Source organism: Mesorhizobium sp. M7A.F.Ca.CA.004.06.1.1, assembly GCF_003999135.1.
Taxonomy (GTDB): Bacteria; Pseudomonadota; Alphaproteobacteria; order Rhizobiales; family Rhizobiaceae; genus Mesorhizobium.
The window spans coordinates 31180-42984 of record NZ_RZPQ01000003.1; the positions used below are offsets into that span (position 1 = coordinate 31180).

The following is an 11805-nucleotide window of genomic DNA, read 5'->3' on the forward strand; positions in this document are numbered from 1 at the left end:
CAGCAGGGCGTGCGAAGCAGGATCCTCGGCAAGCAGCGCGCTCATCTTGTCGATGCGGGCTGCCAGGCTGTCGCGCTTGGCGGCACTGGCCTGCACCACGCCGAGCGCCGTGTTGCGGATCAGCAGGCCTTGCCCATCGCGGTCGTAACCGGCCGTCGAATGGTCGATCGGCACCTCGTGCCAGTTCACCGTCACCGCCGGCAGCACATAGCCGTCGTCGGGAAAGCCGAGATCCGACGGCGATTGCAGGAACACCGCCCAGCTGTGCACCCACAGCCAGAACTCATCTTCCTTGTGCGGGAACAGCGTCAGGTCGCCGGCCGTCTCCGAATTGCGCTGGAAGAACCGCGTCAGCGCCTGGCCGGTGTCCATGATGCCGAGGAAGCCGGCATAGTGAATCAGTTCCTTGGTCCGGTTCGGCGACGGCGTCGCCGTGGCGACGAACTTGAAGCGCACCGCCTTGAACAGCGGCAGGAATGTCTGGAACGTCTTGGTGCCATAGCCGCGCAGCACCGCCGCCTCGTCCAGGCTGGCGGCAACGAAGCGCGACGCGTCGATCTTGCCGGCCAGCACGCTTTCATAATTGGTCAGGTAGATCGTGTCGGCGCTGTCGACCTCGGCATCGCTGCGGATGAATTTCAGCGTGACGCCGAATTCACCCTGGAACCGCTCCGCCGCCTCGGCGAAGAACTCATGCCGCACCCCCAACGGAATGACGATCAATCGCAGCCCGGGCGCGAACTTGCCGATCAGGCGCATCAGCTCGATCTGCATGAACGTCTTGTGCAGCCCGAACGACGCGAAGATGCCGCGGCTGCCGCCCTTCAGCGCCCAGCGCACGATCGCCCGGCAATGCGGGGCACCGGCCGGGTTGATGTCGTCGAGTGCTACATCGAAGCCGTCGGCTTTCGCCAGCTGCATCTTGCCGCGCAGGAAGGTCAGGTAGGGATCGTCGGAGGCGAGCGCGTTCATGCCGGCACCGCCTTGATGTCGCGCCCGAACTGCACCGCAATCTGGGCAAAGCCGCATTTCTCGGCCAGGGCGAACATCCGGGTGTTGTGACAGAGCGCGCCGAAATCCAGTCGCCCCGCGCCCATCGTCGCAGCCGCTGCGGACGTGCGCTCGATCAGGGCCGTGGCGATGCCGAGGCCACGATGCGACGGCTCGACATAGAGCAGATCGAGCCAGACCAGGTCATGGCCTTCCGGCTGGTAGTAGATCGCCATGCCGACCGGCTTTGACCGCTGCCCCGTTCCTTCGAGCGCGAACACGCCCCATTCGAAGCCTGTCAGTTTCTCCCGTCCGGCATCGATCGCCCCCTCAGTGATCATCCTGGCGAAGAAGCGTTTCGCAATCTTCATCCAGTCGGGCGCCAGAGGCACGTTCATGTAACGGATCGTCATGCCGGCCTGCCCTCCGTAGCCTTGGCGAAGGCGGGCACCGCCTTCTGGAGCCTGTCCAGATCACGGCCAATCATCGCGTGCTGAACGCGCAGGGCCGCCAGGTGAGCAGCCATTTGATCCGGCGGGATATCCTCAGTCCGCTTGAGCAAGCTACGCAGCTCAAGCGCGTCGGCGCGGGCGAAGGCGAGATGTTTCGTAAATTCGGTCATGCCGGCACCGCCTTGCGCGGGCGCCCTCGTTTGGAAACAGGTGCCGTCTCTCCGGCTGTCGCACCACTTTCGGCGGCTGCTCGCTCGCAGGTGTCGCTACCCGTCTCTCCGGCTGTCACGCCATTCTCGCTGGCGTTCACGTCCAGTTCTCTCCGCATGACTAAGGCGCTGCAGGCACTGGCAACCCCGCCCACCTTCTCGGCTGCCGCTTCCGGCAAATCTCCAACCTCAAAGCCCCAATGATCCCAGCCCGGCCGTGGCGCGCGGCAGAACAGTTCGATCTTGGCCACTCCGGGGAAAAGCCGCTCGATCGTCTCGGCGAAGAAATCCGGCTTGGCGGAATGCTTTGTCTTGCGCTCGCGGTGCACCGTCTCCGGCTGCGAGCCAGGCAAGGGCGCGGCGACATCGCCGCGGCGGCCGATGAGCAGGATTTCGTGACGGTCGCGGCCCCAATAGCCGGTGCCGGCAACTTCCTTGTCCCAGATCCAGTGATGCACATAGGTGAAGCCGAGCTCGGCCAGCACCCGCAACCCGTCGAGCAGCATCGGGTTGGTCGCCCAGCAATAGATGACGGCGTTTTCGCTGAACGGATCGAGCTGTTTCAACAGATCGATGATCTCGTCGGTCGTCATCGTCGGATAGTGGTTTTCGGCGCTCTTTTCGCGCCCCGTCACTTCCGAGCGGACACCATATTTCCACGGACAATCGAGATAGCCGACCGGATAGGTGCGCTTGAGCTTGCCCGGCGCCGTGGCTCGGCCGTTGGCCCGCACCATGTCCATATGCGTCAGCCGCACGGCGTGGCGCAGCTTCTGCCGCTCGGCACGGATCTCTTTCGCCCGCGCCACGATGTGCTTTTCCTCGCGCGCCAGCACCTCACGCTGCGCCTCGACAGCCAGGTCGGACAGCGCCTCGCCGGCGTGCACGGAAACCCGGCCGTCGCGGATGGCCTCAATCAGTTCGGCCGCACCATGGTCTCGAATGCGCTTGGCGGCGATCACCGCGCGTTCCGAAATCGACAGCCGTCTAGCTGCCTCCCGGGTCGGCAAATTTGCTGACCCGGCGGTGCTCTGGTTGATGCCGATATCCCAGTCGACCAGCCGCGCCGCCACCATGGCGCGTTGGCTCTCCGACAGATGCCGGCGGTGCAAGTTCAGCGACAGCACGAAGCCGAGCGGATCATCGCCGTCATAGTCGACCAAGACCGGCTCGACCTCGGCGAAAACGCACGCGGCATAGCGGTTGCGCCCGTCCAGTATCTTGCCGTCCAGCAGCACGATCGGCTCGCGCTGGCCATAGGTGACGATGTCGTCGGCCATCTCGTGCATTTCCTGCTCCGACAGCATCGGAAACAGTTCGGCCAGCGGGTGCGCTAGAAGGTCGCTCACTTGGCCACCTCTTCGGCAGGCCACACGCCACGCCTGCGAAGCTCCGCTTCCCACCCCTCGCGAACAGGCGTCGAGCAGTGCGCGATCGCGTCTCGCCAGGTCGGCCAGCGGCCGTTATCGGCATAGAACGCATACTGGTAGTAGAGGCTTTGCGCGTTGTGCGGCTCGTCTGAACCGTGCGCTGGACGATGGCCGCACACATGACACGCGTCCAACGCGGGAGGCATGAGGCCACAAGAGGCCTCCCGATCTTCGGTCACCTCACCCGTGGCCATGTCGACGACTTGGATTTTCCCAGGGAGGGCCTTCATTTCTTCACCGCCTTCCGCCGCCTGCGCTTCCGCCGCACCACGCCGTTGGCGGCGTCACGCCGTTTCTGGTTTTCGATGTGACTGACCATCTCCAGATGATCCGGATTGACGCAGCGCCGGTTGTGGCACTTGTGGTCGATCTGCTTGTTGCGCGGCACATAGCCGAATTCATTGGTGAAGCTGACTATGTGAGCGGCGACCGTGCGGTCGTTCAGCTTCATGCGAGGATAGCCGCCGCCGCGACCGGTGCCGCTGTCGCCCATAGTCCAGAACCAGCACGGCGTGCTGAAACCGCCATCGCGGATATCGATGGCGGCGTTGATACGCTCTGCGATGTGGGCGCGGCGGTCGAACATCAGGACACCTTCGCCATGCGATAGGACCCGGGGTTGCGCGACGCCGGTCGCACCACGGTTGTGACTAGGCCGGTGTCGATCAGCTCGGCCATGTAGTCGCTGCCATGCCCGGCACTGATCCTGGCGGCGCTGGCGAACTCGCGCAGGCCGCCGCTCACCACGCCTGCGGCATTGGCTTCCCTGCGCATGACGTTCCACAGCTTTGCGGCCTGGCTCGAAACGCCGTGCTGGCGGGCGAACGCATCGGCGCAAAAGCCGGTGTCATCCGGCGGCTCGTCAACGATCGCTTCGAAGTGCCGCTGCACGAAGGTCGTAGAGCTGACCCCCGCCTTGCGCGCGGCGGCTTCGATCTTGAGGTTCGTCAACCGGTCGCACTTCACCGAGAACCGGTAAAAGCTGTCGGCGCGCTCTTCGGGGTCACGGCGGGCAAGGCTGGCCATCACGCTGCCACCTTCCGGCGCGCCCGGTAGAGCGAGCTGATGCCTTCGTCGATCTCGCGAACCGCCGCCCGCTTTGCCGCGGCGATGTCGGAACGCCCGGCGACGACTGCCGCGAGCGATGTCACCGCCTCGCTGGTTTCCTTGTGCACGTCGGCCAGGTCATCGACCCCGACGGCTGCCGGCGGTTCCGGTTCAAGCGGCACGAGCGTGTAGCCGAGCATGTTGGCCAGCTCTTCCAGCATCATCGGCGCGCCGAGCTGCCGATCGAGTGCCACGATGACGGCGGCGTTGATGAAGTTCGGCTCCGAGCGGGAGCCGTATTTCGACAGCATGTCGGTCGGCACGCCCGCGACGTGCTGGAAGACGCCAGGTCCGCCGGCGAGCTTGATCAGCTGCTCGGTGCGCGCCTTGATCCGAATGCGATCTTCGGCCGTGGTCAGGAAAAGGGCAGGGTCGAGCTTGGACATGGCAGCTTCCGGACAAAGCAAAGCCGTCAAGGAATTTTTCTTGCGAAAAGATTCCGTGCAGGCAGGAAGGGGTTTGATTCAGTGTGCGGGCGTCAGTTCACGGAGGCCCGCAAGCAGATGCACTCATGGTCCGCCACCTCGAAATCGGTTTGCCGCCCGGCGCGCATGCGCGCCGGCGAGATCGTCATCCAGATCGGCCACCGCACGGGCCAACACCCCGGCGCCGATCATCGTGGCGTATTCGGTCAGCGCCAGGGCGACGGCGCGCGCGTTCGTGCAGCGCTCGTAGGCGGCGACCGCGCGCACCAGCACCATCACATGGTCGGGCAGCAGGATCGCGTTGCTGGAAAGATCAGGCGCGCCGGCCGAAGAGGCATCAACTGCCGGCGCGCTGTCCTGGCCGGCACGAACGCTAGCCGGACAGGAGGACCCGTCCTCCGAAGCACGCAGTGCGCAGGAGGATTCAGTGAAATGGGCAAAGGGGGCGCCGCCCAGGGAGGAGCCGGACGGCGCGGCTGCGGCTTGGGAGGCCAACGCAGCGGGGAATTCATAGTCGACGGCGCCAGCCTGGCGCGGCACGAGGCGTTCGGTGAAGCCGACACCGGCAAGCCGTGCGCCACGATCGGCAAGAGCAGGAGAGGCGAGGCGCTGGCTCATGCTGGCACCGCAATCTCGGGTGCACGATGATGGCCGACAGAAGCAAGCTGACCGAACCGACCATCATCTTCGACACGTTCTGCACAAGCGTCGATGTCGATGCGCACGAAGAGTTCGTCAGGCTGACAGGGTGCGATGAAGTACCGGTCGTCGGCTACGACGGCCCGGAACTGCGCATCGTCGCGCGCATGGTGCTGCCGCGCGAAACCGCGCGAGACCTGGCGGTTGATCTGCGAAGACAACTCGCGAAGCGGGAGCGCTGAAATCATGCCGCGTCCTCCGCTGCCGGGTTGGCGATCAACCGCTCGAGCAAACGCTTCACAGGGCGGCTCGGCTCGGAACCTGTCTCGATCCGGGAGACGGTGGCCTGGTCTACGCCGAGTTCATCCGCCAGCTGCTGCTGCGTCCACTTGCGACTGGCGCGCAGGGCCTTGACGGACTCTCCAGTGATCGGTGCGGCGATGTTCATGGCGCGCAGTTATGCGCAACGCATACTCACCTGTCAATGCCCTGCGCATAATGAAATTCCTCAGAGTGCATATCATGGCTGAAGAAATCCACGACAGACTGAAGGCTTCCCGACTCGCTGCCGGCTTCCGAAGCGTGCGCGAGGCGGCAACCTCGCTAGGCATCCCCTATCAGACCTATGCGTCGCACGAAAATGGCAATCGGGCGTTCGACAACCAGGCCGCAGCGCAATATGCGCGTCGGTTCAAGGTCTCGATCGACTGGCTTCTGACCGGCCGTGGCGAAGCGCCAGAGGCGATGCCGTCGCTGGTGCCGCTGATGGGCTACGTCGGCGCCGGCGCTGAGGTTGAGCCGGATTTCGAACAGGTCCCGGAAGAGGGCATGGAACAGATAGAGGTTCCTTTCCCCCTGCCAGCCGACATGATCGCGTTGCAAGTGCGGGGTGATTCGATGCTTCCGCAGTTTCGCAACGGCGTGATCATCATTGTCTATAGGGAACAGCGCAGGTCGACCGAAAGCTTCTTTGGTGAGGAAGCAGCCGTGCGCACGACTGACGGCCGCCGCTTCATCAAGACGATCCTGCGCGGCACCACCGGCGTCAACCTGATCTCGTGGAACGCACCCGCCATCGAGAATGTGCATCTTGCATGGGTCGGCGAAATTTTCACCTATTTCCCGGCGACGGCTATCCGGCGCATCGAAAAGCAGGGCGGCATCCAGGGGCAACTCAGATTGAGAGCTTAAGCCGAATTATGCTCTGTGTATAATTTCCTTTGACTTGATATTATGCAATGTGCATAGTCACCTCCACTCGCAATCCCGCGATGGAGGCATGGCGTGTCGCTATCTCATCCAGTTGCCGTCAACGACAGAGCCGAGGTCTTCCTCGAGGCTGCCTTTGACCATGGCCACGCCGGTGCCGTCGGCCGCGGCGACCTGGCAATAGGCCGCCATTGCGATTCCGACGTGTATCTTGGTACCGACCAGCGTCCATCGCGCCGTGACCACTTCGACAAACGCACCGTTGATTGCCCCGATACTGCTACGCCGGATATCTCGAATGATGCCGGCGTCCCTGGCCTGATCCAGAACCTGTTGGCCGTTCCAGCCCTTGCAAATGTCGGCGCCCGCGACCTTCGGCGCTTCCGCCTGGTTCCCGCCCTTGTGCAGGCCAACCCACACCAGCACGGCGAGAGCCGGAATAATGAACCATTTCGAGAGCGCCTTCTTTGCCGGCGCATCCGGAGGTCCGCGCGTCGCGTTGCCGGCGAAGTCATGCCGGCAGAACCGGCAGATGCGCGCGTCGCGCTGAACTGTTTCCGCGCACTCCGGGCAAGTCTTGGTGTCGCCCTCCATAGTTCCCCCCCACAGCATTTTCCCCAACGAGAAAGGATAGTCCTATGATCACCTTCCAGCAACCGCCCATCGGCTCGCTGTCCACTTCCCCCGCAGTCTTCACCCAAGGCATCGTCGAGCTGATGGCCGATAAGATGCTGGAAATGGGCATGAACGGCACGGCGGTCACCGCCGACAGCCTGGCCGAACATTCCAGCTTCACCCGCGCCCAGATCGAGGAACACGGCCACGAAGCGGCGGACCTCGCCAAGTCGCGCGCCGTCCACAGGCTGGACTGACGGCCATGCAAACCGTCGCCGAACGTCTGATCGCGGTGGCCGGCCAGTCCGCCGAGATGGAAGCGTGGATTTCCCGCCAGCTTATGGCCGGCCAGAAACCATCGCAGATCCTGGCCGAACTGGGGCAGGGCGGTTTCGACCGCGCCTGCGCCACCCTGGCCAACGTGCACACACGCCTCGCGCTGGCATCGGCCTTCACCTTCGCGCTGGCTTTCGTCAGCGTCGCCGTGGGGCTGCGCTGATGAAGCCCCGCGTGCGCTGCCCGAACTTTCCCGAATGCCGCTGCGGCGACGACTGCACCGACCGCAGCGACACCCGCATGCTGCGCCTGCTGTTCGGCCTCTTCATCACCGGCACCGCGCCATCGGCGCAGGGCTGATTTACGTGGGAATGCGCTCATGAACCAGTCCGTCACGCAGCCTTGGGTGCAAGGCATCAGCTTCATGCAGCAGACCGTGCTGCTCACCGCTATTCGCGGCCCTGACGGCATAGGCAAGTATCATCCGTGCAAGTTCATGCTGCGCTGGTTTCGCCGATGCGTCCTGCTCTCGGCGATGGACGGCCGGGCGCTGACCGACCCTGCCGAACGCAACGGCGGCTCGTTCACCGGCCCCAGCTACGAGGCAACGGTCAGGCCGGTATACAAGGAATGGTATGGGCCGATGGACAAGATCGTCGGTGACTATCTGCGCTCACTCGACGAGTTGCCGCACCATTTCCAGATGCACTTCCTGCATGCGGTTCAGATTGTCGGCTTCAAGCATCCCGACGAGGTAATCCGCAGCTGGTGGGCGCAGGTCTATCTGCGGCTGGTCAACGACCTGCATCTGCACCCGGAGAGCGAAGCCGAAATGGATCGCCGCCTCGGCGACAATCGAGCCCAATGGCTCGAACGCAACGACGCTGCGACGGTGGATTGAGATGGCTGACAAATCCGCCATCGAATGGACCGACGCGACGTGGAATCCTGTCGTCGGCTGCACCATCGTCTCGCCCGGCTGTACGCGTTGCTACGCCATGGGCATGGCCGCCCGTATCGAGGCGATGACGAAGGCGCTGCAGGCCAAGGGCCAGACCGGCGCGCCGCATTACAACGGCACGACGCGCAAGGTGAACGGCAACACCATCTGGACCGGCAAGCTGGCCATGGCGCCCAACCACATCGTCTTGGAGCCGCTGGCCTGGCGCGCCCCGCGCCGCATCTTCGTCAACTCCATGGGCGATCTCTTCCACGAGAACGTTCCCGACGACTGGATCGACAAGGTGTTCGCCGTCATGGCGCTGGCGCCGCATCACACCTTCCAGGTGCTGACCAAGCGCGCGAGGCGGATGCGGTCATACATAAGAAGTCTTCCAAACCGCGATGATATCGTCGGCAAAGCTGCGGCTCATCTATGGGGCGGCACGGATCCTGACGGGGTTTTCGATGCTGCAATGCATGCGGTGCGTATGCCGCTGCCGAACGTCTGGCTTGGCGTCTCCGCCGAGCGCCAGCAGGAAGCCGACGAGCGCATCCCGGATCTGCTGGCGACGCCGGCAGCAATCCGCTTCGTCTCCGCCGAGCCGTTGCTTGGGCCAATCGACTTTACGCGCATGCGCCCTCCGGTCGACAAGCAGGTGTATGGCTTCCCTAACCTCGACGCGCTGCGCGGGAGTTGGTTTGTCGATGGCCATAGGCCAGACGAAGAGATGCCAGACACCGGCGTCCGCCTCCACTGGATCATAGTCGGCGGCGAGAGCGGTCATAAGAGCCGCGCAATGCACCCGGCCTGGGCGCGGTCAATCCGCGAGCAGTGCGCAGCGGCCGGCGTGCCGTTTTTCTTCAAGCAGTGGGGAGAGTGGCGCCCATCGACGCCAGAGCTTGCTTACGGGAACCCGCGATCGGGGTGGCGCTGTCTAGCCGCGCACCCGCATCTGCCGCGTCCGCACGAACTCTATCCCGAGGCTGGCGCCGAATTCGTCGAACACGTCGGCAAGAAAGCCGCCGGCCGGTTGCTCGACGGCGTCGAGCACAACGCCATGCCCGAACTGCGGGAGGTACTGGCGCTATGAGCGTTTACGTCGACAACGCCAAACATCCATTCGGTCGTCTTCTCATGTGCCACATGTGGGCAGACACGCGCGCAGAACTGTTCGCCATGGCGGACCGCATCGGCGTCCAGCGCAAGTGGTTCCAGCGCCCGGCCGGGCTTGGCGTCGCCGGCATGGATGCAACGTGGGAGCATTTCGACATCGCTCAATCGAAGCGTGCTCTGGCCGTCGCAGCCGGCGCGATCGAGACAGATAAATATGGCCCGGTCGAGCACACCGCCCGGCTGAAAGGCGACCAGGTGAAGCTCGAGCAGATAGCGGAGCTTCGCGCCAAGGGCTTCGGTGCCGGCGCAAGGCCCGCTGATCCAAAGCAGGGAGCGCTGCTATGATCGAGCTTCCCGACCTCGCCATTTCCGTCCGCCAGCCATGGCCATGGGCGATGATGCACTGTGGCAAGGATATCGAAAACCGCGACTGGCCGACGAAGATCAGGGGCCGTGTCTGTCTGCATGCCGCCAAGGGCATGACGCGCGACGAGTACGAAGACTGCCTCGCCACAATCCATGAGATTAGTCTGACGCACCCTTTCAAGCCGGGCTTGATGCTGCCGGCATTCGAGGAACTGCCGCGGGGCGGCATCGTCGGAACGGTCGACATAGTCGATTGCGTCGCTGAAAGCGCCAGCCCGTGGTTCTTCGGTCGCTATGGATTTGTTCTGCGCAACGTCGAGCTGCTTGACGAGTTCATCCCCGTCAAAGGCGCCCTCGGCTTTTTCAGATGGCGTGACAACCTCAATGCCGTGCCGGTGTTAAAGGCAGCGCCAAGACAGGGGAGCCTGCTATGACACAGACTCATGCTCCACAACCGTCATCCGTCCGCTTCCCAGTGCAGCCGCGCCTGGTGCCGGCGATCAAGGCGGCGCGCTATCTGCACCTGACGCTGCCGGAATTCATGGAATTGCTGCCGGCGCTGCAGCATCAGGGTTTTCCACGGGCTTGCCCGATCACCGGCAATTACGACCTGGTGGCGATCGACGCATGGCAGGACAAGCGCTCTGGCCTTGCCGGATCAGGATCCGGCGCGCAGTCTAGCGCCGAAATCGCAAGAGCGAGGCTGGCGACCCTTGGCTAAGATCAAGCTGAAGCACTACGTCATCCGCAAGGGCAAGTACGGCTACTGGCTTCCGACGCCGAAGATGGTCGAGGCGGGCTTCGAATGCATCTCCTGCGGCACGGATGGGCCGGATGCATGGGCGATTGCCAGGCAATGGGAAGACCGCTGGCAGGAATTCCGCAAGGGCAGGGAGCCGCCGCGCCTGCATGTCTGGCCGAAGGATTCGATCGGCGACGCCTTTACCCGCTATCGTAAGATGGATGCCTGGAAGCGCAAGCCGCCGCGCACGCGTGAAGACTGGGAACGTGGCTGGACGTTCATCGAGCCGTACTTCGCCGACCTGCCGCCGGCCGACATCACGCTCGAGCTGCTCGACGACTGGTATGGCCGCCTGCTGCGCGTCAGGGGCGTCGACATCGCCTATCGCGCCATGAAGACGTGGCGGTCGCTCTACAACGTCATGGCCGGAATGAAGCTGTGCCCGCCCAAGGCCGACCCCTCGCAGGCGATCCGCCGCCAGACGCCGCCGCCGCGTCACCAGACGTGGACGGAAGGCGAAGTGGTGCGCATGGTCAAGGGCGCCTGGCGCGCCGGCTACCGCGGCCTCGCCTGCATCATCGCCGTCGCGTGGGACACCAGCTTCTCGCCGGTCGACGTGCGCACGCTGACCCCGGCGCAGGCGATGCAGACGGCGCAGGAATGGGGTTTTCTCATCGCGCGCACCAAGAGCGGCGAGGCGGCTTTCGGCACGCTGTCGCCGCGCACCCAGCGCCTGGTGCTGGCCTACATCGAATCGCTCGGCGTCACGCTGCTCGACGATGCGCCGATCTTCCGCTCGCGCGGCTTTGAACCGGGACCGAAGGGCGGCCGGCCGCGCGCCGGCGTGCCCTACACCAAGGACTCGCTCGTCGACGATTTCGCCGACCTGCGCAAACTGGTGTTCGGGGCTGGGGAAAAGCGCCGGCTCATGGACATGCGGCGTTCGGGCGCGGTCGAGGCCAACGCCGGCGGCGCATCGGTCGAGGCGATCTCGGCCAAGATGGGTAATTCGATCGATGAGAACAAGGCGCTGCAGAAGACCTATATGCCGGTCAACCTGGCAGCCGTCCGTTCCGCCGATGCCAGCCGCCGCGAAGGCAGGAAACTGCTTGGTCAGGAACGGAATGAATACAAAAAGTTGAAACTCTCCGGAAAATGAGAGTTGAAACTTTTCAAGGGGCGGTAGCTAACCCCTTGAAATAAATGGCGCGAGTGACGGGGCTCGAACCCGCGACCTCCGGCGTGACAGGCCAGTGAAAACCGCAAAGCCACCAACGCTGGGTTTCGAC

21 protein-coding genes and 1 pseudogene are annotated in these 11805 nt (G+C 64.1%); 11 read left to right on the plus strand and 11 right to left on the minus strand.

From position 1 onward, the window contains the following. The 9 genes and pseudogenes from EN906_RS37965 to EN906_RS00800 form a co-directional block, all read right to left on the minus strand. Positions 1–972: pseudogene (locus tag EN906_RS37965) on the minus strand (DNA methylase N-4); the annotation flags it as partial. Beyond that, complete coding sequence (locus EN906_RS00765; protein WP_127266764.1) at positions 969–1403, minus strand: GNAT family N-acetyltransferase; 435 nt, start codon at positions 1401–1403, stop codon at positions 969–971. The gene EN906_RS00765 and the pseudogene EN906_RS37965, both read right to left, overlap by 4 nt. Then, complete coding sequence (locus EN906_RS00770; RefSeq protein WP_127266763.1) at positions 1400–1612, minus strand: hypothetical protein; 213 nt, start codon at positions 1610–1612, stop codon at positions 1400–1402. The genes EN906_RS00765 and EN906_RS00770 overlap by 4 nt, the downstream gene beginning before the upstream one ends. Continuing rightward, complete coding sequence (locus EN906_RS00775; protein ID WP_127266782.1) at positions 1609–2958, minus strand: MT-A70 family methyltransferase; 1350 nt, start codon at positions 2956–2958, stop codon at positions 1609–1611. The genes EN906_RS00770 and EN906_RS00775 overlap by 4 nt, the downstream gene beginning before the upstream one ends. A gap of 38 nt (positions 2959–2996) precedes the next feature. Further along, complete coding sequence (locus EN906_RS00780) at positions 2997–3311, minus strand: hypothetical protein (protein ID WP_127266762.1); 315 nt, start codon at positions 3309–3311, stop codon at positions 2997–2999. Continuing rightward, entirely contained in the window at positions 3308–3667 is a 360-nt protein-coding gene (locus EN906_RS00785) for an HNH endonuclease signature motif containing protein (RefSeq protein ID WP_127266761.1), read from the minus strand. The genes EN906_RS00780 and EN906_RS00785 overlap by 4 nt, the downstream gene beginning before the upstream one ends. Continuing rightward, the gene (locus EN906_RS00790) at positions 3667–4107 is read right to left on the minus strand and encodes a hypothetical protein (protein WP_127269937.1); all 441 of its coding nucleotides are present in this window, start codon (positions 4105–4107) and stop codon (positions 3667–3669) included. The genes EN906_RS00785 and EN906_RS00790 overlap by 1 nt, the downstream gene beginning before the upstream one ends. Next, on the minus strand, positions 4107–4574 hold the full coding sequence (locus tag EN906_RS00795) for a hypothetical protein (RefSeq protein ID WP_127267942.1): 468 nt from the start codon (positions 4572–4574) through the stop codon (positions 4107–4109). The genes EN906_RS00790 and EN906_RS00795 overlap by 1 nt, the downstream gene beginning before the upstream one ends. Before the next feature lie 123 nt (positions 4575–4697). Continuing rightward, positions 4698–5231 (minus strand): hypothetical protein, encoded by a 534-nt coding sequence (locus EN906_RS00800; protein ID WP_127267943.1) that lies wholly within the window; start codon positions 5229–5231, stop codon positions 4698–4700. 29 nt (positions 5232–5260) lie between these two features. Here EN906_RS00800 and EN906_RS00805 point away from each other — a divergent pair, with 29 nt between their 5' ends. Further along, positions 5261–5494: a hypothetical protein gene (locus tag EN906_RS00805; RefSeq protein WP_127267944.1), complete on the plus strand. Its 234-nt coding sequence runs from the start codon at positions 5261–5263 to the stop codon at positions 5492–5494. A gap of 2 nt (positions 5495–5496) precedes the next feature. Here EN906_RS00805 and EN906_RS00810 read toward each other — a convergent pair whose 3' ends face one another. Then, the gene (locus EN906_RS00810; protein WP_127267945.1) at positions 5497–5700 is read right to left on the minus strand and encodes a helix-turn-helix transcriptional regulator; all 204 of its coding nucleotides are present in this window, start codon (positions 5698–5700) and stop codon (positions 5497–5499) included. Positions 5701–5774: 74 nt separating this feature from the next. Between EN906_RS00810 and EN906_RS00815 the strand changes: the two genes are divergently transcribed. Beyond that, entirely contained in the window at positions 5775–6443 is a 669-nt protein-coding gene (locus tag EN906_RS00815; protein WP_164748671.1) for an XRE family transcriptional regulator, read from the plus strand. A gap of 99 nt (positions 6444–6542) precedes the next feature. Here the strand turns inward: EN906_RS00815 and EN906_RS00820 are convergent, their stop codons facing one another. Continuing rightward, a complete protein-coding gene (locus EN906_RS00820) occupies positions 6543–7055 on the minus strand; it encodes a zinc ribbon domain-containing protein (RefSeq protein ID WP_127267947.1) in 513 nt (170 codons plus the stop codon). 44 nt (positions 7056–7099) lie between these two features. On the opposite strand from EN906_RS00820, the gene EN906_RS00825 reads away from it, so the two are divergent. From EN906_RS00825 to EN906_RS00860, 9 genes are read left to right on the plus strand one after another with little or no spacing between them, the layout of a single operon-like run. Further along, positions 7100–7333: a hypothetical protein gene (locus tag EN906_RS00825; RefSeq protein ID WP_127267948.1), complete on the plus strand. Its 234-nt coding sequence runs from the start codon at positions 7100–7102 to the stop codon at positions 7331–7333. A gap of 5 nt (positions 7334–7338) precedes the next feature. After that, entirely contained in the window at positions 7339–7575 is a 237-nt protein-coding gene (locus EN906_RS00830; RefSeq protein ID WP_127267949.1) for a hypothetical protein, read from the plus strand. Continuing rightward, positions 7575–7712: a hypothetical protein gene (locus EN906_RS37165; RefSeq protein WP_164748670.1), complete on the plus strand. Its 138-nt coding sequence runs from the start codon at positions 7575–7577 to the stop codon at positions 7710–7712. Before EN906_RS00830 ends, EN906_RS37165 begins: the two co-directional genes overlap by 1 nt. A 19-nt stretch (positions 7713–7731) precedes the next feature. Beyond that, the gene (locus EN906_RS00835; protein WP_127267950.1) at positions 7732–8253 is read left to right on the plus strand and encodes a hypothetical protein; all 522 of its coding nucleotides are present in this window, start codon (positions 7732–7734) and stop codon (positions 8251–8253) included. Between the two features lies 1 nt (position 8254). Then, complete coding sequence (locus EN906_RS00840) at positions 8255–9385, plus strand: phage Gp37/Gp68 family protein (RefSeq protein WP_127267951.1); 1131 nt, start codon at positions 8255–8257, stop codon at positions 9383–9385. Beyond that, a complete protein-coding gene (locus EN906_RS00845; protein WP_127267952.1) occupies positions 9382–9753 on the plus strand; it encodes a DUF4031 domain-containing protein in 372 nt (123 codons plus the stop codon). Before EN906_RS00840 ends, EN906_RS00845 begins: the two co-directional genes overlap by 4 nt. Beyond that, a complete protein-coding gene (locus EN906_RS00850) occupies positions 9750–10208 on the plus strand; it encodes an ASCH domain-containing protein (protein ID WP_127267953.1) in 459 nt (152 codons plus the stop codon). The genes EN906_RS00845 and EN906_RS00850 overlap by 4 nt, the downstream gene beginning before the upstream one ends. Next, the gene (locus EN906_RS00855; RefSeq protein ID WP_127267954.1) at positions 10205–10495 is read left to right on the plus strand and encodes a hypothetical protein; all 291 of its coding nucleotides are present in this window, start codon (positions 10205–10207) and stop codon (positions 10493–10495) included. The genes EN906_RS00850 and EN906_RS00855 overlap by 4 nt, the downstream gene beginning before the upstream one ends. Then, positions 10488–11675 carry a hypothetical protein gene (locus tag EN906_RS00860; protein WP_127267955.1) on the plus strand — a complete coding sequence of 396 codons (1188 nt, stop codon included), beginning with the start codon at positions 10488–10490 and terminating at the stop codon, positions 11673–11675. The genes EN906_RS00855 and EN906_RS00860 overlap by 8 nt, the downstream gene beginning before the upstream one ends. Positions 11676–11805: the final 130 nt, after the last annotated feature.